Origin of the sequence: Hymenobacter sp., assembly GCF_035709525.1 — a bacterium.
In the GTDB taxonomy this organism is placed as follows: Bacteria; Bacteroidota; Bacteroidia; order Cytophagales; family Hymenobacteraceae; genus Hymenobacter.
In genome coordinates, this window is the sequence record NZ_DASTEP010000047.1 from 1 (window position 1) to 20,297 (window position 20,297).

Genomic DNA, 20,297 nt, shown 5'->3' on the forward strand with positions numbered 1-20,297 from the left:
TTCTACCGCACAAAGGACGCCTTTCGCCAGGCCGTGCTCAGCTTCTTTGACCGACTCAACGAGTTTGGGCACGACCTCGCGTCCCTACTTACGCTCAAGTTTCACCTCTTCCCGTCGCAGACCACTCTGTGACGAGTTTAAATTCAAGGCTTGGGGAAAGCTCGCCTTACGTGAACCTCACCCCCTAGCCCCCTCTCCAAAAAAGAGGGGGGACTAGTTTTTAGTTTTAGCTCTAGAATCAGAACAAAAGAGTCTATGACTAAAGCTAGAGGCTAGTTCCCCCTCTTTTTTGGAGAGGGGGCTAGGGGGTGAGGTGCACGCCCGGCGAGCTAAAAACCACCACTTCCTACAAAGTACGCCCCACCCCACCCTTGCGCAGCACCACCCACAGCACCACCGGCGCGCCCAGCAACGACGTAACCACGCTCACCGGCAAGGCCGCTTGGCTGCCCGGCAGCTGCGTGAGGCAATCGCACAAGAGCATGAGCGCCGCGCCCGCCAGGGCGGCAGCCGGCAGCAAAATACGGTGGTCGGCCGTGCGCAGCAGGCCCCGCACCAGGTGCGGCACCGCCAGCCCGATGAAGCCGATGGGCCCGCAAAAGGCCGTGATACTGCCCGCCAGCAAGCTTGTGCTGGCGATGATGAGCGTGCGCGCCCGCCCCACCGGCACGCCCAGGCTGCGGGCGTAGTTCTCGCCGAGTAGCAGCGCATTGAGCGGCTTGGCCGAGACAAAGGCCAGTAGCAACCCCACCGCCACCACCGCCGCCAGCACCGCCAGTTGCGCTCCCAGCACTCCGCCCAGCGAGCCAAACGTCCAGAGCAAGTACTCCTGAATTTGCTCGGGTGCGCTGAAGTATTGCCACAGGCTGACGATGGAAACCGAGATGCTGGCCACCATCATGCCCACTATCAGCATCACCACATTATCGCGCACCCGCGCCGAGAGGCCCAGCACCAGCGCCATCACCAGCCCCGCGCCCGCCGTGGCGGCCCCCACCAGCGCCCAGCTGCTGCCCAAACCCAGTTGCCGGATGACGTAGGCACTGGCCGCGCTGCCGCCCGCCAGCAGCAGCACCGCCACCCCCAACCCCGCCCCCGCCGAAATGCCCAGCACCGACGGACTAGCCAGCGGGTTGCGAAACAACGTCTGCATCTGCACCCCGCTCACGGCCAGCCCACTGCCCACCAGCACCGCCGTGAGGGCTTTGGGTAGCCGTATCTTCTCCACGATAAAAACCCAGGCGGCCGGCTCGTCGGCGCGGCCCAGCAAAATCTTCACCACCGCCGCCAGCGGGATGCGGACCGAGCCCAGCGCGATGTCGAGTACCAAGCACAAAGCCACCGCGCCGGCCAGCGCCAGCAGCCACGCCCCGGTGCGCCCCGCGCCCGTGGTGCCCGCGCTACTCACGCAGCTTCTGGTAGTAGTAGAGTTGCCGGCCGGGCAATAGCGCCGGGTGCAAAATCTGGATGAGGTCGCCAAGCACGAGGTCGGGCCGCACCGCCCCCGACTCCCAGTAGTCGTTGGAGCCCTGGGCGTTGGTGCGGCGGTTGTAATTGTAGAGCTGGCCGGTTTTGTAGGGCTTGAAGTCCTTGAAGCGGGCGTCCTGCGCGGCCAGGGCGGCGCGGCTGCTGAGGGTGCCGGTCTGGAGCCAGTAGTCGGCGGTGAGGGCCACGGGGGCCACGGCCTCTACCGAGAGGGGGAGGCTGCCGGTGGACTTCTGGCCGGCCCAGGGGTAGGTAGCGCCCGCGTCGCGCAGGAAAGTGGTCATGTAGTTGCCCGCCTCGGGCACGTACCACACGTCTTTGAACGGCACGTTGAGGATGACGCGGGGGCGCTTGGGGTCTTTGGCCGCCAGGGCGGCGAGGCGGCGGTACTCCTTGGCTATTTGGTCGAACTTCTGATTGACTAACGCCTCCTTGTCGAGCAGGGCGGCCATCAGCTTCACCCATTCGGCCCTCCCCAACGGCGTGGTTTCAACCCATTCCGAGTTCAACATGACCGGGATGCCGGCCGCCGCGATGGTCTGGTACTTACTCAGGCCTTCGCCCGGCCAGCCGGTAGCCATCACCAAGTCGGGATGGTTGGCAATGAGCAACTCGTTGTTGAGCTCACGCCCATCGCCCACGGCGAATACCTTGCCCTGCGCGATGCGCTGCCGCACCGGCGCGGCCGACACGTATTGCAAACTGCCCAAGCCCACCAGCACTTCGTCAGCATTCAGAAAATCGACCAGCGCCACGTGCAGCGACGCCAGCCCCACCAAACTGCGAATGGGCGTTTCAATGACCTGGCTGGCCGCGAAGCCGGCCGGGTGCGCCTTGCCTCGGGGCACCAGCGCGTAGCGCGTGGCCGGGGCCGTCTTGCCCGCCCCACCCCGGATGGTAACCAGCTTATACCCCGGCAAATACTGAATGCTGAAGCCCTGGGCGTATTGCACCGTGGTGCGGGCTGGGCCGGCCGGGCGGGCGGCGGCGGGCCGGGTAGCAGGCTGGCTATGGGCCACTAGGCTACCTAGTAGCAGGCTACCCAGCACTAGGCCGGCGATGCGAAATCTGTTTTTCAACCTTGACAAATACATCATAAACGAGGCCGAAAGGTAAGCGACACGGCCGCCTACCTACCCTAAAACGGCCGTCATGCGGAACGCAGTGAAGCTTCTCGCGTGGCGCACTAACCAGAAGGTGCGAGCGAGATGCTTCACTGCGTTCCGCATGACGGCCGTTTTTTAGACCGTATCAATACGTTCCTGGCAACCTACCGCAGGTCGGCTAGCGCCACCGCGTCCATGTCGGTGTATTCTAGGTTTTCGCCGGCCATGCCCCAGATGAAGGCGTAGGCCGCCGAGCCGCAACCCGTATGAATCGACCACGGCGGCGACAGGATAGCCTGCTCGTTGCTCACCCACAGCGGGCGGGTTTCCTGGGGCTCGCCCAGCAGGTGCAGCACCCGCTGGCCGTCATTCATGTTAAAGTAGAGGTAGGCCTCCATGCGGCGGTCGTGCGTGTGCGAGGGCATGGTATTCCACACCGAGCCCGGCTTGAGCTGGGTCAGGCCCATCACGAGCTGGCAGCTGGGCAGGCCTTCGTTGAAGATGTACTTGTAGATGGTGCGCTGGTTGGCGGTTTCCATCGCGCCCATTTCCACGGGCGTAGCCTCGGCCTGGGTGCGGCGGGCGGTGGGGTACTCTTTGTGCGCCGGGGCCGAGAGTAGGTAGAATTTGGCCGGCTCGGCGGCATTTACGCTCTTGAACTCTACCTCTTGGCAGCCCTTGCCCACGTAGAGGCAGTCCTGGTTGCCGAGCTCGTAGGTGGTGCCATCCACCACAATCTGGCCCGCGCCGCCCACGTTAAGCGCGCCCAGCTCGCGGCGCTCCAAGAAGAAATTGGCTTTCAGGTTGCCGGGGTTGGGCAGCGGCAGGCCGGCGGTGGTGGGCATGGCCCCGCCCACTATCATGCGGTCGTAGTGGGTGTAGGTGAGCTCGATAGCACCGGGCGTAAAGATGTTCTCGATGAGAAAATGCTCGCGCAGGCCGGCAGTGTTGAGGCCGGCAGTTTCGCGCGGGCCGATAGCAAAACGTTGTGTCATTTAACAATTATCATTTAACATTTAACAATCAGGTATTCAGTAGGCGGCGAGCCTCCTTTTCAACAGCCATCATCTAACTATCCGGTGCCCGGAGGCACTGCCCTGACGAGCTGTTAACTGTTAAATGATACCTGTTAAATGAACCTACCGCCCCATCCAGCCACCGTCTACCGTCAGGATGGTGCCGTGCACGTAAGCGCCGGCTTCGGAGGCGAGGAACACGACCGGGCCCTTGAAGTCGTCGGGGTTACCCCAGCGGCCGGCCGGAATGCGGCCCAGGATGCTGGCCGAGCGGTCGGGGTCGTTGCGTAGGGCCTCGGTGTTGTCGGTGGCAATGTAGCCGGGCGCGATACCGTTCACGTTCACGCCTTTACCGGCCCACTCGTTGGCCAAAGCCTTCACTACCGAGCCGATAGCGCCCTTACTGGCCGCGTAGCCGGGCACGTTGATACCGCCCTGGAAGGTGAGCAGCGAGGCGGTGAAAATTACTTTGCCCGAGCCTTGCTTCAGCATCCGGCCGCCCACGGCGCGGGCCAGGCGGAAGGGCGAATCGAGGTTGATGGCCAGCACGTCATCCCAATCCTGGTCGGGGTGCTCGGCGGCGGGCGCGCGGCGGATGGTGCCGGCGTTGTTCACCAGAATGTCAATGCGCTCGAAGTCGGCCAGCACCTTTGCGGTGAAGGCATCGGCGCTGGCGCGCTGGCTGAAATCGGCCTGGTAGGCGTGAAACTGGCGGCCCAGCGCCCGCACCTGGCGGCCGGTTTCGCCGCCGTCGGCGGGCATCGTGGCCGACACGCCGATGATGTCGGCCCCGGCTTCGGCCAAACCCAGGGCCATGCCCTGGCCAATGCCCCGGTTGGAGCCGGTAACTAACGCGATTTTGCCGTCGAGGCGGAAGAGGGAATCTGTGCTCATGAAAAAGGCGAGTGAAAGGCAGTCGCGCCAAAAGTACCGCCGTTGCGCGGACTTTGTAGTCCGCGAGCGAGCGCAGCGAGCAATTGCGCCTGGTTACGCAGCTATGGAGTGCTGCTCAAGCGTGGCCGCTCGCTGCGCTCGCTCGCGGACTACAAAGTCCGCGCAACCGGCCCGCCGTATTTACCCGGAATTTCTCCGCTAAAAACACGTAAAAACCCAGCTTAACCGCGCCGCCCGCCCAACTCCGCCCTACCCCGGCAGTACTGAAAAGCCCTTACCGCTTTCCTACTCCTGCCTATGCTCGCCATGAACTACCGCGGCCCCAAACGGGTGCGCGTCTCCGAAAAACCCCTGCCCACCATCAAGCACCCCGAGGATGCGATTGTGCGCGTCACGCGCTCCTGCATCTGCGGCTCCGACTTGCACCTTTATAACGGCAACGTGCCCGATACCCGCGTGGGCATGACCTTCGGCCACGAGTTCACGGGCGTGGTAGTAGAGGTCGGCTCCGATGTGACCAAGGTAAAAGTAGGCGACCACGTCATCGTGCCCTTCAACGTGGCCTGCGGCAAGTGCGTGTTTTGCAAGCAGGGATTGTTTGGCAACTGCCACGAATCGAACCCCGAGGCCACGGCCGTGGGCGGCATTTTTGGCTACTCGCACACGGCCGGCGGCCACGAGGGCGGGCAGGCCGAATACGCCCGCGTGCCCTACGCCAACGTGGGCCCCACGGTAATCCCCGAGGGCATGGACCCCGACGACGCCGTGCTACTCACCGACGTGGTGCCGACCGGCTACCAGGCCGCCGAAATGGGCGGCATCCAGACCGGCGACACGGTAGTGGTGTTCGGGGCCGGGCCGGTGGGCATCATGGCCGCGCGCTGCGCGTGGCTGTTCGGGGCCGGGCGCGTAATTATCATTGATAAAGAGGACTATCGCCTGGAGTTCGCCAAAAACTACGCCCACTGCGAAGCCTACAACTTCGAGAAGGACATGGACGACCCGGTGGTGTTCATCAAGAAAATAACCGACTGGCTGGGGGCCGACGTGTGCATCGACGCCGTGGGCGCCGAGGCCGCCGGCAACGCCATGCAAACCATCACGGGCCGCAAGCTGCTGCTGCAAGCCGGCTCGGCCACGGCCCTGCACTGGGCCATCAACTCGGTGAAAAAGGGCGGCGTGGTGTCCATCGTGGGCGTGTACGGGCCCACCGACAACCTCGTGCCCATCGGCAACGTGGTGAATAAAGGCATTACCATCCGGGCCAACCAGGCGTCGGTGAAGCGCCTGCTGCCGCGCCTCATCGAGCACGTGCAGAATGGCGTGATTAATCCTAAAGGGCTGATAACGCACCGCATTCCGCTGCAAGACGTAGCCGACGGCTACCGCCTGTTTTCGGAGAAGCTCGACAACTGCATCAAGCCCTTGCTCATCCTACCCCACGCCGGCCGCTAATCCCCTATAGCTATGCAACCTACCGCTCAAGACTTCGCGCACATCCCCGGCTGGGGTATCGACGCCGACCCCGAAAACGACCCTACCTACCCCATCCGCGACCGCAGCGGGGAGTTTACCAAGAAATACGACTGGGAGCGCCCCCCGCAGCAGCCCATCGACATCGAGACGCTGCACTCCATCGAGCGGCCCAACCAGCCAGCCGTTATCGGCAATTCGGTGCCGCCCAAAGGGCTGAGTGGTATCATTCGGCGCGCCGCCTTCCGCTACAGCGAAAACCACTACGGCCACTGGCTGCCCCTGCTGCTGGCCGACCGCGTGAGCGTGGTCGAAGGCATCGTGGATGACCTGGCCCACGGCCACGTACCCAACATCTTCGCCGAAAAAGGCTACCGCGCCCACTGGAAGCACGACCCCAAAGGCCTGGCGCTGCGGCTGGCTACTACGGCGGCTATTGCGGGCGGGCTGGTTTTGCTGCTAACCCGCAGGAAAAAGCACGACCAATAACGGGGCGTGAGGTTGAATATTGCTGTCAACCAGATAGTAGCTCGGGCTTAGTACTGAGTTAAGAAACGCCTTAAAAGCTGGTCATGCTGAACGCAGTGAAGCATCTCTACCGCACCGTTGTTGACTATACAACGGTGCGGTAGAGATGCTTCACTGCGTTCAGCATGACAGTTGTCAGTTGGCTATTCCTAACAGTGAACGGCAAAGCCGTTGCCGCCTAATGCCGTTCTTGCGGAGATATTACCCACTCATTCCTTGCGGAATGACTATTCCCGCTCCGCTCATGAATCGCAGAACCCTCCTCCGCAACATCGCCCTGGCTACTCCGGCCGCCTGGCTGCCCGGCGTGGTAGCCGGCCTCAACTGGAGCCCGCTGGCCCCGGCGGCCAGCCCCTTTCAGCCTACCTGGGACTCGCTGGCCCGCTACCAGACGCCCGAGTGGTTTCGCGATGCCAAGTTTGGGCTGTGGGCGCACTGGGGGCCGCAGTGCCAGCCCGAACGCGGCGACTGGTACGCCCGCGGCATGTACGAGGAGGGCTCGGACCAGTACAAGTACCACTGCGAGAAGTACGGCCACCCGTCGAAGTTCGGCTTCAAGGACGTGCTGAACGAGTGGAAGGCCGAGGAGTGGAACCCCGACGAGTTGCTGGCCCTGTACAAGAAAGCCGGGGCTAAGTACTTCGTGTGCCTGGCCAATCACCACGACAATTTTGACCTCTACGACAGCAGCCACCAGCCCTGGAACTCGACCCGCCTCGGCCCCAAAAAAGACCTAGTGGGCGGCTGGGCCAAGGCCACCAAAAAGCAGGGCCTGCGCTTTGGCGTGAGCGTGCACGCCGCCCACACCTGGAGCTGGCTCGAAACGGCCCAGCGCGCCGACAAAAACGGCCCGCTGGCCGGCGTGCCCTACGACGGCAAAGTGACTACCGCCAATGGCCAGGGCACCTGGTGGCAGGGCTACGACCCCCAGGCCCTCTACGCCCAAAACCACCCGCTGAGCGAAAACAGCCAGGACAACGGCATGATACACCGGCAGTGGGACTGGGGCAATGGCGTGACGCCGCCCAGCAAAGAATACTGCGACAAATTCTACAACCGCACCATCGAGCTGCTGGATAAGTATGAGCCCGACGTGGTGTATTTCGATGATACCGCCCTACCGCTGTGGCCCGTGAGCGACGCCGGCCTGCGCATCGCGGCGCACCTATACAATACCAGCACCCAGCGCCACGGCGGGCGCAACGAGGCCGTGATTCTGGGTAAAATTCTGACGCCCGAGCAGCGCAAGGCCTTGGTCTGGGACATCGAGCGCGGGCAGAGCAACCAGATTGAGGCGCTGCCCTGGCAAACCTGCACCTGCATCGGCCAGTGGCACTATGACCGCCGCATCTACGACAACCACGGCTACAAAAGCGCCCAAACCGTCATCCACACCCTCATCGACGTGGTGAGCAAAAACGGCAACCTACTGCTGAGCGTGCCCGTGCGCGGCAACGGCACTATCGACGACCAGGAACGCGCCATCGTGGAAGGCATCGCCGCCTGGATGCAGGTGAACGGCGAGAGCATCTACGGCACCCGGCCCTGGAAAATATTTGGCGAAGGCCCGGCTCAGCAGGCCGCCGCCGCCCTCAGCGCCCAGGGCTTCAACGAGGGCAAGGGCAAGCCCTTCGGGGCCGAGGACATTCGCTACGTCACGAAGGGTAAGACGCTGTTTGCCACCGCGCTGGGCTGGCCCAGCAGCGGCCAGCTGCTGCTCAAGTCGCTGGCCGCGGGCGGGCCGCACTACCCCGGCAAGGTGAAGCAGGTAGAGCTACTGGGCGCGCCGGGTAAGCTCAAGTTTGAGCACACGAAGGACGGGCTGGCCGTGGTGCTGCCCACGCAGAAACCCAACGATATTGCCTACGCGCTGAAGATTATGCCGGCTTAGAAGCTTTTTTGACTTGCGAAAGCGCCTGTCCTTGCGAGAGCCGTGTTTAATCAAATTTTCTGATATGGCACCAGCAACGCCCGCAACTAAGCTACCGCTTACGGGCGCTGTCGCAGGTAATCTATCAGCATATCCGCGTCGAGCAACAGGGCTTTACTCATGGCCCGGCTCTACTCAAACGCACCGTTGTACCTTACCACCTTTCTTCATTTGCCCGGCGCTTTAGCGCCGGGATGAAGGAGCAACCTAACACAATGGGGCTTTAGCCCATACTTGGCCCCACAGTGCCAGAAGAACTTATTCCCAGGCCTTTGAAAAGCCTTTCGCACTCCTCCGCAAAGGAATAAGTTCGGTGATGTTCCTCCTGCCCTGCGATATAAGCTCTCACTCTCGCTAAGCCCGAAGGGCTAACCGAGCCCGCCCAATATTCAGCCTGCCACCGGAAAGCTTTAATCGAGGTCAGCTCCTGCTGATTCAGCCAATGGCTGGACTCTCCTTTTAGCAGCTGCATCACCTTAGCCAGGTTTTGGTCGGGGGCCAGGGCGAACAGAATGTGCACGTGGTCAATCCAGCCGCCTACGTCCGTCAGGCGGATGTTATGCCGCTTAGCTTGCTCACGCAGATGCTGAAAGAGCTGCGGGCGCACGGGCAGCGTCAGCAAGGGTTGGCGCTGGTGCGTGGCCCAAACGGCGTGAATCCAGACGGCAACAAACGGCATAGTGAGACAAGTAAGTTGCAGTTGAAATCGTTTTTCCATTGCCCGGCGATTTAGCGCCGGATAAGAGGGCATAGCTCTTATTATCTGGTGCCAAGGCACCGGATAATGGCTTCTCTCGGTTACTTTCTTTGCCCGGCGCTTTAGCGCCGGGTGGCGGATACGTCTGTGCTCTCGCGGGGCTTCAGCCCATACGCGGTGTATGGGCTGAAGCCCGTGAGAATATCTGCGCTTGTCTTAATCCCGGCGCTGAAGCGCCGGGCAATACTAGACAGTGCCGCTATTCAAGCACTTATCAGCTTACTTCTTCCCCGCCACAATCTCGTCCACTACCAGCGGGTCGAGCAGGGTCGTGGTGTCGCCCAGCGCCGAGGTTTCACCCTCGGCTACTTTGCGCAGAATGCGGCGCATGATTTTACCCGAGCGGGTTTTGGGCAAGCCGCTCACCAGCTGGATTTTATCGGGCTTGGCGATGCGGCCGATTTGGGCCACCACGGCTTCAATGATGCTGGCTTCCACGCGCTGGCGGTCGAGGTCAGCCTCGGGCACGCCGTTTTTGCAAATGACGTAGGCGTAGATGCCCTGGCCCTTCACATCGTGCGGGTAGCCGACTACGGCGCTCTCCACCACGTACTCGCTTTCGTTGATGGCGCTCTCGATTTCGGCGGTGCCGAAGCGGTGGCCGCTCACGTTTATCACGTCATCAACGCGGCCGATGATGCGGTAGAGGCCCTGCTCGTCGCGGCGGGCGCCGTCGCCGGTGAAGTAGTAGCCGGGATAGGGCTGGAAATACGTCTGGCGAGCGCGCTCGTGGTCGCCCCAGGTGGTGCGGATGATACCTGGCCAACTGGCTTTGATGGCCAGGTAGCCTTCCTGGTCGTTACCCTCGATTTCGGAGCCATCCTGGTTTAGCAGCACGGGTAGCACGCCGGGCAGCGGCAGGCCGGCGCGGGCGGGCACGCTAGGCGTGATGCCGGCCAGCGCCGAAATCATGATGCCGCCGGTTTCGGTTTGCCACCAAGTGTCCACGATGGGGCAGCGGCCCTTGCCCACGTGCTGGTGGTACCAGTGCCAGGCTTCCTCATTAATGGGCTCGCCCACCGAACCCAACACCCGCAAACTACTCAGCGAGTAGGCCAACACGTGGTCGACGGAGTGCGCCATGAGCGAGCGGATGGCCGTGGGCGCGGTGTAGAAAATGGTGACGTGGTGCTTGTCAATCACCTCCCAAAACCGGCCCGGCGAGGGGTACGTGGGCACGCCCTCAAACATGAGCGTGGTGCTGCCCGTGAGCAGCGGCCCGTAGAGCAAGTACGTGTGCCCGGTCACCCAGCCGATGTCGGCGGTGCACCAGTACACGTCGTTTTCTTCGACCTGAAACACGTTTTGGAACGTGAAGCTGGCCCATACCATGTAGCCGGCCTGGGTGTGCACCACGCCCTTGGGCTTGCCGGTGCTGCCGCTGGTGTAAAGGATGAACAGGGGGTCTTCGGCCGCCATTTCCACGGCCGGGCAGGCCTTGGCCGCGCCCCGCGCCTCGTCGTGAAACCAGGCGTCGCGGCCGTCCTGCATCTGCACCGGCCAGCCGGTGTGCTCCACTACCAGCACGCGCTTCACGCTGGGGCAGGTTTGCAGGGCGTCGTCTACCACGCTTTTCACGGGTATCTGCTTGGCCCCGCGGTTCAGGCCGTCGGCCGTCACTACAAATTCGGCCCCGGCGTCCTGCACGCGGTCGGCAATGGCGGAGGCCGAGAAGCCCGCGAACACTACCGAATGCACCGCCCCGATGCGGGCGCAGGCCAGCACCGTCACGGCCAGCTCGGGTATCATGGGCATGTAGATGATGACGCGGTCGCCCTTCTGCACGCCGTTGTTGAGTAGCACGTTGGCCATCAGGCACACTTGCTCGTAGAGCTCGCGGTAGGTGAGACGGGTGTGGCGCTCCTTGGGGTCGTTGGGCTCGTAGATGATGGCCAGCTTGTTGCCGCGCTGAGCGAGGTGGCGGTCGAGGCAGTTCTCGGTGAGGTTGAGTTTGCCGCCTTCAAACCAGGTGCTGGCGCCGGCCGGCGAAAACTCGCCGCCGCACACGGTATCCCATTTTTTGCGCCAGGTGAAGCCCTCGGCAATGTCGCCCCAAAACTTGTCGGGGTGCTCAGCGGCTTGCTGGTAGGCGGCGTGGTACTCGTCGAGGGTGCGAATGCGGGCAAATGACATGTTATTGGTGGGTGGATTTGGGTTGAGAGGTTTAAATTGATTTACAATTGTCATGCTGAGCGGAGCGCAGCGGAGTCGAAGCATCTCTTTAGCAGAGTAACTTCTTACGCTAGCAACGAAGCGATAGAGATGCTTCGACTTCGCTGCGCTCCGCTCAGCATGACGACTAGGACGAAGCGGCAGAGATGCTTCGGCTCCGCTGCGCTCAGCATGACGGACGTTATGTTGAAGCAAGGTTACCAGCCAGCAGCTCGCGGACTTTTTCCATGAGCTGGCGGGTGCTGAACGGCTTGGGAATATACAAGTCGGCCCCCGCCGCGTAGCCCTGGGCCACGTCGGCGGCCTGGCTTTTGGCCGAGAGAAAAATAACTTTGGTGGCGGCGCGGGCGGGGCTCTCGCGGATGTGACGGCACACCTGGTAGCCGTCCACGTCGGGCATCATCACGTCGAGCAGTACCAGGTCGTAAGGCGTGGCGTCGATGGCGGCGAGCGCCTCGCTGCCGTTGCGGGCGATGCCGACCTGGTAGCCGTTTTTGCGCATCAAAAATTCGAGCGACATCACGATATTCGGCTCATCGTCAACGATTAATATAGCAGCCATAGCATTCAAGCAGAAAAGGAAGAGGTAGGAGAAAACGGGACCGCCGCCCGCGCCGGGGCCGCCAGCGGCAGCTCCACGAAGAAGCGCGCACCTTGCTCGGGGGCGCTCTCGACCCAGATGCGGCCCTGGTGCAGCTCGACCAGCTTTTTGGTGATGGCGAGGCCCAGGCCCGAGCCTTCAGGCTTGCGCAGGCTCTGGTTTTGAGCCTGAAAAAACTTGTCGAAAATCTGGTACTGCTCGGACAGCGCAATGCCTTTGCCATTGTCTTGCACGCACAGCAGCAGGGCGTCGGCGGCGGGCCAGGCCAGCAGGTCGATGCGGCCGGCGCGGCCGGGTGGGCAGGCCTTCACGGCATTGCTGAGCAGGTTGATGAGCACCTGCATCAGGCGGTCGCGGTCGGCGGGCAAGGGCGGCAGGTGGGCGGGCACGTCGAGGTGCAGGGCGATGCCCTTGTCGCGGGCCAGCTGGCCCACGGCTTCGGCAGCTTCGTGGGCTAGTTCGCTCACCGTTAGCTCGGTGCGCGCTAGCGCCACCTGGCCACTTTCCAGCTTTTCGAGGTCGAGCACCAGCGAGATGAGACGCGTCAGCCGCTCGGCCTCGCGGCCGATGGTGAGTTGGAAGCGCTGGCGCTCCTCTTCTTCCAAATCGGGGTTATCGGCCAGAATCTCGGCCAGCGCCCGGATGCTGGTGAGCGGCGTGCGCAGCTCGTGCGTCACGGTGTAGAGAAACTCGTCCTTTTGCTGGTCGAGCGCCTGCAACTGCCGGTAGGCCTGGCGCAGCTCGTCGGTGAGGCGCTGAAGCTGGCCTTTCTGCTTGTGCAGCTGGCGGTTGGCTTCCAGCAGCTGCTGGCTTTCCTTGAGAATACCGACTACGTTGTCGTAGCTGATTTCTTCGGCTCCGGCTACCGAGGCTAGTAGCAGCCGCGCCGAGGCGGGGCCGAGAGTGCCGGCCAGCAGCTTTTCGGCATAGGTGAGTAGGCGTGGGTCGGCCGTTGTTGGTGCTTGGTGCGAAGTGCTTTGTGCTTGGTCTTGAGAGTTGTCGGCACCGCTTGGCTGGGAGCTGTTAACTGTTAACTGATAATTGTTAAATGATAACGCATCCGGAAAGCGCTCGGCGAAGGCTTTGAGCGCCTGGTTGGTGCGCTTTTTACCCAGGAAGCCGGTGAGCAGGGCGCGCACGTCGGGCAGGGGGGTGTGGCCCTGCCAGCCGGTTACTTCTTCGGCCAGGCTGCGGCGGCGGAATACGTCCACGAACACGTCGGCCTGACGGAGTTCGAGCGCAGTGGGCGGCTCGGCCAGCGACAAGCCCACGTAGAGGCCGACGTTGAAAAACCAGCTCCAAAACAGGCCGTGCGAGAGGTAATCGAGGCCTTCGAGGCCCAGCAGCGCGCCGGGGCGCAGCCAGGGCAGCCCCCCTACCCCATCGGTCAGCACCGACTCGGGCAGCCGGCCCGGCCCCACCAGCGTGGGCAGCACCAGCGTAAAAAACCAGATTGCGAAGCCCGCCAGAATGCCCCAGGTAGCGCCGCGCCGGGTGCCGCCCTTCCAGTAGAGGCCGCCCAGCACGGCGGGCACAAACTGCGCCACCGCCGCAAAGGAAACCAGCCCGGTATTGACCAGCGGCAGCGTGCGCCCAATGGCCGCGTAGTACCCGAAAGCCAGCGCCAGCACCAGCCCCACCGCCAGCCGCCGGCTCTGCAACGCCACCCGGCTGAGGTAGGCAAACCAGCGCCGCTGTCCCTCGGGCCGGGCGGCGGGCACGCGCACCAGCAAAGGCATCAGCAGGTGGTTGCTCATCATCACGCTCAGGGCAATGGTTTCGACGATAATCATGCTGCTGGCCGCCGAGAGCCCGCCCAAATACGTGAGCAGCGCCAGCCACGAGTGCCCCGCCGTGAGCGGCAAGGCCAGCACGAACGTGTCGGCATCGAACCGCCCGCCCAGCCGCAGCATTCCACCAAAGGCAATAGGCAGCACAAAGACGTTGATTATCAATAAATACAGCGGAAACAGCCACATGGCCTTGCGCAAGTGGTCCTCGTCCACGTTCTCGACCACCGCCACCTGAAACTGCCGCGGCAGCAGCAACACCGCCGACATGCTGAGCGCCAGCAGCGTGGCCCATTCGGCCGGGCGCGTGCCCGCGCCGTGCAAGGTGAACAGCTGCCGCAGGGCCGGCACTGCCGCCGCCTGGTCGAAGACATCGGCAAAGCCGCCGAACAGCCCGAACGTGACGAAGCCGCCTAGCAGCAAAAACGCCAGCAGCTTCACCAGGCTCTCCAGGGCCACGGCCAGCACCACGCCCTCGTGCCGCTCGGTGGCCTCCACCGAGCGCACCCCGAAAAGCACGGTGAACGCCGCCAGCGCCCCCGCCGTGAACAGCGCCGGCCCGGTAGTACCCAGGCTGGCATTGCCGCCCGTGAGGATGAGGTAAGAGCTGGCTATCGCCTTAATTTGCAGCGCCACATAAGGCACCACGCCCAGCACGCACACGCCCGTGACGAGCGCGCCCAAGGCCGCGCTCTTACCGTAGCGCGCCGAGATGAAGTCGGCAATGGAGGTGAGCCGCTGCTGCCGGCACACCCGGATTATCTTGCGCAGCACCAGCCACCACGCCGGCGCCAGCAGCCCCGGCCCCAGGTAAATGCCCACGAAGCTCAGCCCCTGGTGCGCCGCCCGCCCCACCGAGCCGTAGTAGGCCCAGGCTGTGCAGTACACGGCCATGCTCAGGGCGTACACGTAGGGGTTGGCCACCAGGCTCTTGCGCGCCGCCGACTGCCGCTCGGCCGCGTAGGCCACGCCGAAGAGCAGAGCCAGGTAGCCGAAGGAAAAAGCGATGACGAGCAGCTTATTCATTTAACAGTTTCCTCTCTTACCATTCAGCCTACTCCCATTGCGAGAGACTGTTAAATGATAAATGTTAATTGTTAAATGACCTTACCAGCCAACCCGTCAAGCCTATCAGCAGCAGCCAGGCCACGAGCACGTAGAGATACAGCACGGGCACGCCCGCCACGCGGCCAGTATGGTCGAAGGCGGCCAGCAGCGGGTAGGTGAGCAGCAGCGCGAAGAGGCCGGCCACGAACAGCAGGCGCTGCCCGCGCCGCTGCGTGGTGTCGGGGGGAGGCAAGCCGGGTTTCATGCTTAAAAAATAGTAGGCTCTCACTTTAAGCAAAAACCCGCCGGGCGCGGGGCCGGGCGGGTTTTTGAAGGTTGGGCGGGTGTAGAGACGCATCCTTGCGTCTCATGTCAGACGAGCCTAACAACGACGAGACGCAAGGATGCGTCTCTACACCCGTCTGGCGCTTAGCTGTCCATCAGCTTCACGTTGCGCACGTCGCGCATCATGGCCATGCCCACGAAGAAGCAGATGAGGGCGATAACCACCGGGTACACCAGGCCCACCAGGCTGCTGTGCTCCTTGGCGAAGGTGCCGGCCGGCTGCGCGGCGGCCCACACGCCGATGGAGGTAGCGATGAGCGGCACGAAGCCTCCAAACACGCCATTACCGATGTGGTAGGGCACCGACAGCGAAGTGTAACGCACGCTGGTCGGGAACAGCTCGACGAGGTAGGCGGCGATGGGGCCGTACACCATCGTCACGAACACGACGAGGCAGAACACGAGCGCAATCATAGCCGGAATGTTGGGCGTGAGCGCCTTCATGACGGCGGGCACGGCCTTGCCGGCAGCATCCACGGTAGCGGGCGTTATTTCGGTGAGCGGGCCGGCGAAGGCCTTGATGCCGTAGAACAGCGGGATGGTGAACAGCGCCCCGCAAATCATGCCCGTCATGATGATTTTCTTGCGCCCAATGCGGTCGGAAAGCGAGCCAAAATAGATGAAGAGCGGCGTGGCCAACAACATGGCTACCACCATGATGATACTCGAATGCACGATGTCCAGCTTGAGCGTGGCATTCATAAACGTGAACGCCTGAAACTGGCTGGTGTAGAAGATAACGCCCTGGCCCATCGTCACCCCGAACAGCGCGATGAGCACCAGGCGGCGGTTGATGGGGTTCACGAAGGAGTCGCGCAGCGGGCTCTTGCTGGTGGTGCCGGTAGCTTTGGCTTTGGCAAACAAGGGCGACTCGTGTAGCTTTTTGCGAATGTAATACGAGGCAATAACCAGCGCGCCCGACAGCAGGAACGGAATGCGCCAGCCCCAGTCCTTGAACACTTCTTCGCCGAGCGCCTTGCGGGTAATCAAAATAACCGAGATGCTGAGAATGAGGCCGCCAGTGGCGGTAATCTGGATAAAGCTGGTGTAGTAGCCGCGCTTGGCATCGGGGGCGTATTCGGCCACGTAGGTGGCCGCGCCGCCGTACTCGCCGCCCAGCGCCAACCCCTGCAACAAGCGCAAGACCACCACGATAGCCGGCGCGGCAATCCCGATTTTATCGTAGCTCGGAATCAGACCCGTGATAAAAGTGGCCCCGCCCATAATCAGCAGCGTCACCAGAAACGTGTACTTGCGCCCAATCATGTCGCCGAGCCGGCCAAAGAACATGGCCCCAAACGGCCGCACCACGAAGCCCGCCCCAAATACGGCCAGCGCCCCAAGCAGCGTATCCTCAATCTTGCCAGCATGCCCAAACAGCACCGGCCCGATAATGGCCGCCAGCGAGCCAAAAATGTAGAAGTCGTACCACTCGATAACCGTGCCCACCGACGAGGCCGTGATGACCTGCCGGATGGTTCGGGTATCGACCTTGTTGTTGTCGTGCGCCGTCGGCGCGTCCAGCGCCGCGTTGTAGGCGCTTGGGTTCAAGCTTTGTTCCATGTGGGGTGTTGGGTGGGGTTGTTAGTGCTTAGTACTTGGTGCTTAGTGCTTAGCGATTCAGAAGCCCTAGTCATTTTTTCCTTGACTAAGCACTGAGCACCAAGCACTATGCACTAGAAAATATTATAAAAACACCTGCGTTTGCAGCGTGATTTCGGGGCGGTGGACTACCTCGCCGGCCACGCCCACGCCGCCTACCACGTTCATGTTGAAATCGGGGCGCGAGCGGTAGTTGAGCGTCACCTTGGCGTTGTGGCCGTCGATGAGGAAGTTGAGGCCGGCGTCGTACACGTTCACGCCCTGCACCTGGCCGGCGGCGTTGCGCAGGCCTTCGTAGTTGCTGTGCAGGTAGGCCACGTAGGGCTGGAGGCGCACTTTGGTACCCAGGGTTTTCTTACCCAGCAAGAAGCCCAGCTGCCCATACACCGAGCTGCCAGTGCCCGACTGCGGCGCGGCGTTGCCACGGTAGGCGCTGCTGCCGTAGCCGGGGTTTTCGGGCCCCACGAAGCGCACGTAGTTTGGCCCGAAATTGTAGTTGTAATACACCCCGTAAAAGGTCAGCGCCGTGCGCCGGGCCGTGTCGAGCGGCGTATCATAAAACACGTCGGCCCCGAACAACTTGATGTCGTGCTTGTCGGTAGCCACCGTGTTGAACAGGTCGGTAGTCGACGTGTAGCCGTTGGTCGTTACCGAGTTAGCAGTCGAACGCGAGAACATGCCGTTCTGGTTGTACAGGAAGCCCGCGCCGATACTCAGCACCTTCTTGGTACCCAGCCACGTGCCCTGGGTGTAGGGCAGCAGGTTGGGCTCTGGGTCAAAAAAGTTGTAGTCGAAGTAGCCCTGGTACACGTGCCCATCGTTTTGGGGGTTGTAGTTGGCTACGCCGGTGCCGGTGTTGGTGGTGATGCCCGCCGCGCTCGTGGTGCTGAAGCCCAGCGCCAGCGGGTTGCCGGTCTGGGTGCCGGCCACGTAGAGCGGGTTGTTGGGCAGGTTGGTCAGGAAGGGGTCGCTCATCGAGACGCGGTAGTCGAACTTGCCCACCCGGCCTTTGGCAAACACCCCAATCCAGCGCGCAAACTGGTCGAGCGCGTCGATGGTCGGGAAGTTGGTGAGCGGGAAGTCCATCGCCAGCATGCTCGTGGTACTGGCACTGCTGAGGCGCGAAATACCGTTGTAGTAGTGCAGGCCCGCCCCCAGGTTGAGGTACTTATTGACCTTGTACTCCGTCACCGCCTCGTGGATGAAAAACTGCGGTTTTTTGCCGTCAGTAGTCGGGGCCACGCCGCCGCTCACGTTATTTTGGTTGTTGATACCCAGGTGGGTATAAATTAGAAAACGTGGGCTGAGCTGGGCCAGCAGCACCATGCGCGAGCGCCGGATGCCAAAATCAAGCTGGCTACTTTTGGGGTTGCTGGGGCCGCGCAGCGTGCCGGTGTTGTTCTCGTTGTAGCGGGTGTACACCTGCGTCCAGGCCATCAGGCGCACATACTTCTGGCCGTCGGGCGAGAGGTTGAATTTCATGCCCGAGCCGTAGGGCACCGGCTTGGTGGGGGCGGGCGGCGTGGGCGGCGGGGCCAGCGGCGCGGGCGCGGGGGCCGGCACCGGCGGCGCGGGTGGCGCTACCTGGGCCGTAGCGGCCCCGGCCAGCAGCAAGCCCGTCAGCGTGAGCGCATAGCAAGTATTTTTCATCGAAGAGTGGGTGGGAATAGGAAGCGTGCGCCAGCGGCCAGGGCCTTGACACTGCCAAGTAGCAACCTACTCCCCCACCGCGCTACTACGCAGCTATATTTTTGCTAAGGGTATAGCTTTTTTAACTCAGGGCTTACTAAGAATCGCCTGTCATTGCGAGCGTAGCGAAGCAATAGCACCCGAACGGCACCCGAATGGCTTGCCCTAATGCCATTTCTTCGCTGCACTCATAATGACAAATAATGCAGATTTTACACCTAAATTCTACTTATTATTCAGATAATCAGCACCTACCCCAAAAATATATCTACCAAGCAAACCTATAGTAGTTTAGCGACAAACAACTAAAAACCCGTTTTTCGCCGATTCATTCCACCTAAAATACCAAACGACAGCCCCTACTAGAAGCTGCCGTTTTTCAGTCGGTTAGAACGGGGGAGGTTGTAGAGACGCATACTTGCGTCTCGGCGTCAGGTAGGCTTGGCAATACGGATGCTCAACAACGGTGAGACGCAAGTATGCGTCTCTACTCCACGTAGTCCAGGTCTTTGGCGTAGGTGTCGGGCAGGGTGCTGGCGCTGAAAAAAGCCAGCCCGAGCGTCACGACCCCAATGATGGCCGCGCCGCCCACCATGCCCAGTGCCGGCTGGCTTTTGAGATACTGGAAAACGGACACGATAATGACCGTGGCCCCGCGCGCAAAATTGGGAATGGTAGTAGCCACCGTCGAGCGTAAATTGGTGCCGAACTGCTCGGCCGCCACCGTCACAAAAAGCGCCCAGAAGCCGCTGGCGTAGCCGATGAGAAAGCACACGGTGTAAAACGTATTGGGGCTAGCGCCTTGCAAGGCAAACAGATACACCGCCACCATGCTGGCCGTAGCCAAGATAAAAATGCGGAGCGCCCGCGTGCGGCTGCGCATCCACTGGCTCACGGCGCCGCTCGTGAAGTCGCCCAGCGTGATGCCGAAGTAGCACCAGAAGATGCTCCAGCCGCCCGTTACCGGCCCCGTGAGGCCGAACTGCTTACCAAACTCGGGGGCCAGCGTGATGAGAATACCCACCAGAAACCAGAATGGCACGCCCACCAGCAGGCAGCGCAGGTACTTCGAAAAGCGAGGCCCGTTAGTAAACAAGCTTAAAAAATCGCCCCGCGCTACGTCTGACGCCTTTGTTTGCTCAAACATGCCTGATTCCAGCACGCCAGCCCGTAGCGCCAGCAGTGCCAGCCCCAGCCCGCCGCCGATGAAGTAGGCATTGCGCCAACCAAAATGCTCGGGATTGCCGACCCAGGCCGCCACCATTGCGCCGCTCACGCCCACCGTGGCCACTATCATGGTGCCGTAGCCGCGCTTTTCCTTGGGCAGGCTTTCGGCCACCAGCGTGATGCCCGCGCCCAGCTCGCCGGCCAGCCCGATGCCCGCAATAAAGCGCAGCCAGGCGTATTGCTCCACGGTTTGCACGAAGCCGTTGGCGATGTTGGCCAGCGAATAGAGTAGTATCGAGCCAAACAGCACCGACAGCCGCCCGCGCTTGTCGCCGAGCACGCCCCACAGCACGCCGCCCAGCAGCATGCCCCACATCTGCATACTCAGTAGGCGCAGCCCTTGCTCGGTGAGGGCAGGTCCGGCCAGGCCAAGGCCTTGCAGGCTATCCACCCGAATGATGCTGAATAGCACTAAGTCGTAGATGTCCACGAAGTAACCCAGCGAGGCCACGATAACGACGGCGCTGAGCAGGCCTACTGGGGGCCGCCCGGCTACGGAATCAGAAGGTGTTAATTGCATTGTGTTTGTTTTTCATTAAGAATCAACCTGTTTCTATCTGTCATGCTGAGCGCAGCGCAGCGGAGTCGAAGCATCTCTTTAGCTGAGTAATTTCTAACGCTAGCAACGAAGCGGT

15 protein-coding genes are annotated in these 20,297 nt (G+C 62.1%); 3 read left to right on the forward strand and 12 right to left on the reverse strand.

The genetic code is table 11. The annotated features are described in order from the left end of the window. Positions 1-346: 346 nt before the first annotated feature. The 4 genes from VFO93_RS04150 to kduD all read right to left on the reverse strand — a co-directional run bounded on the left by VFO93_RS04150 (position 347) and on the right by kduD (position 4,501). The gene (locus VFO93_RS04150) at positions 347-1,408 is read right to left on the reverse strand and encodes an iron ABC transporter permease (protein ID WP_325133059.1); all 1,062 of its coding nucleotides are present in this window, start codon (positions 1,406-1,408) and stop codon (positions 347-349) included. Beyond that, a complete protein-coding gene (locus VFO93_RS04155; protein ID WP_325133060.1) occupies positions 1,401-2,564 on the reverse strand; it encodes an ABC transporter substrate-binding protein in 1,164 nt (387 codons plus the stop codon). Before VFO93_RS04155 ends, VFO93_RS04150 begins: the two co-directional genes overlap by 8 nt. A gap of 191 nt (positions 2,565-2,755) precedes the next feature. Further along, positions 2,756-3,586, reverse strand: a complete 831-nt coding sequence (kduI, locus tag VFO93_RS04160) for a 5-dehydro-4-deoxy-D-glucuronate isomerase (protein ID WP_325133061.1) — start codon at positions 3,584-3,586, stop codon at positions 2,756-2,758. 144 nt (positions 3,587-3,730) lie between these two features. After that, positions 3,731-4,501, reverse strand: coding sequence for a 2-dehydro-3-deoxy-D-gluconate 5-dehydrogenase KduD (gene kduD, locus VFO93_RS04165; RefSeq protein WP_325133063.1), 771 nt, complete (start codon positions 4,499-4,501; stop codon positions 3,731-3,733). A 297-nt stretch (positions 4,502-4,798) separates the two neighbouring features. Between kduD and VFO93_RS04170 the strand changes: the two genes are divergently transcribed. From VFO93_RS04170 to VFO93_RS04180, 3 genes are all read left to right on the forward strand, one after another. Then, the gene (locus VFO93_RS04170; RefSeq protein WP_325133064.1) at positions 4,799-5,956 is read left to right on the forward strand and encodes a zinc-dependent alcohol dehydrogenase; all 1,158 of its coding nucleotides are present in this window, start codon (positions 4,799-4,801) and stop codon (positions 5,954-5,956) included. Positions 5,957-5,968: 12 nt separating this feature from the next. Further along, positions 5,969-6,463, forward strand: coding sequence for a hypothetical protein (locus tag VFO93_RS04175; protein ID WP_325133065.1), 495 nt, complete (start codon positions 5,969-5,971; stop codon positions 6,461-6,463). A 283-nt stretch (positions 6,464-6,746) separates the two neighbouring features. Beyond that, positions 6,747-8,393 (forward strand): alpha-L-fucosidase, encoded by a 1,647-nt coding sequence (locus VFO93_RS04180; RefSeq protein ID WP_325133066.1) that lies wholly within the window; start codon positions 6,747-6,749, stop codon positions 8,391-8,393. A 262-nt stretch (positions 8,394-8,655) separates the two neighbouring features. Here the strand turns inward: VFO93_RS04180 and tnpA are convergent, their stop codons facing one another. The 8 genes from tnpA to VFO93_RS04220 all read right to left on the reverse strand — a co-directional run bounded on the left by tnpA (position 8,656) and on the right by VFO93_RS04220 (position 20,182). Next, on the reverse strand, positions 8,656-9,150 hold the full coding sequence (gene tnpA / locus VFO93_RS04185) for an IS200/IS605 family transposase (protein WP_325133067.1): 495 nt from the start codon (positions 9,148-9,150) through the stop codon (positions 8,656-8,658). 258 nt (positions 9,151-9,408) lie between these two features. Next, a complete protein-coding gene (acs, locus tag VFO93_RS04190) occupies positions 9,409-11,322 on the reverse strand; it encodes an acetate--CoA ligase (protein ID WP_325133068.1) in 1,914 nt (637 codons plus the stop codon). 220 nt (positions 11,323-11,542) lie between these two features. After that, a complete protein-coding gene (locus VFO93_RS04195) occupies positions 11,543-11,923 on the reverse strand; it encodes a response regulator (protein WP_325133069.1) in 381 nt (126 codons plus the stop codon). Between the two features lie 5 nt (positions 11,924-11,928). After that, complete coding sequence (locus VFO93_RS04200; RefSeq protein WP_325133070.1) at positions 11,929-14,778, reverse strand: sensor histidine kinase; 2,850 nt, start codon at positions 14,776-14,778, stop codon at positions 11,929-11,931. A 64-nt stretch (positions 14,779-14,842) separates the two neighbouring features. After that, the gene (locus VFO93_RS04205; RefSeq protein ID WP_325133071.1) at positions 14,843-15,064 is read right to left on the reverse strand and encodes a hypothetical protein; all 222 of its coding nucleotides are present in this window, start codon (positions 15,062-15,064) and stop codon (positions 14,843-14,845) included. Between the two features lie 164 nt (positions 15,065-15,228). After that, positions 15,229-16,707: an MFS transporter gene (locus tag VFO93_RS04210; RefSeq protein WP_325133073.1), complete on the reverse strand. Its 1,479-nt coding sequence runs from the start codon at positions 16,705-16,707 to the stop codon at positions 15,229-15,231. 123 nt (positions 16,708-16,830) lie between these two features. Then, positions 16,831-18,396: a hypothetical protein gene (locus tag VFO93_RS04215; RefSeq protein WP_325133074.1), complete on the reverse strand. Its 1,566-nt coding sequence runs from the start codon at positions 18,394-18,396 to the stop codon at positions 16,831-16,833. A 526-nt stretch (positions 18,397-18,922) separates the two neighbouring features. Beyond that, positions 18,923-20,182, reverse strand: coding sequence for an MFS transporter (locus VFO93_RS04220; RefSeq protein WP_325133075.1), 1,260 nt, complete (start codon positions 20,180-20,182; stop codon positions 18,923-18,925). Positions 20,183-20,297 lie beyond the last annotated feature (115 nt).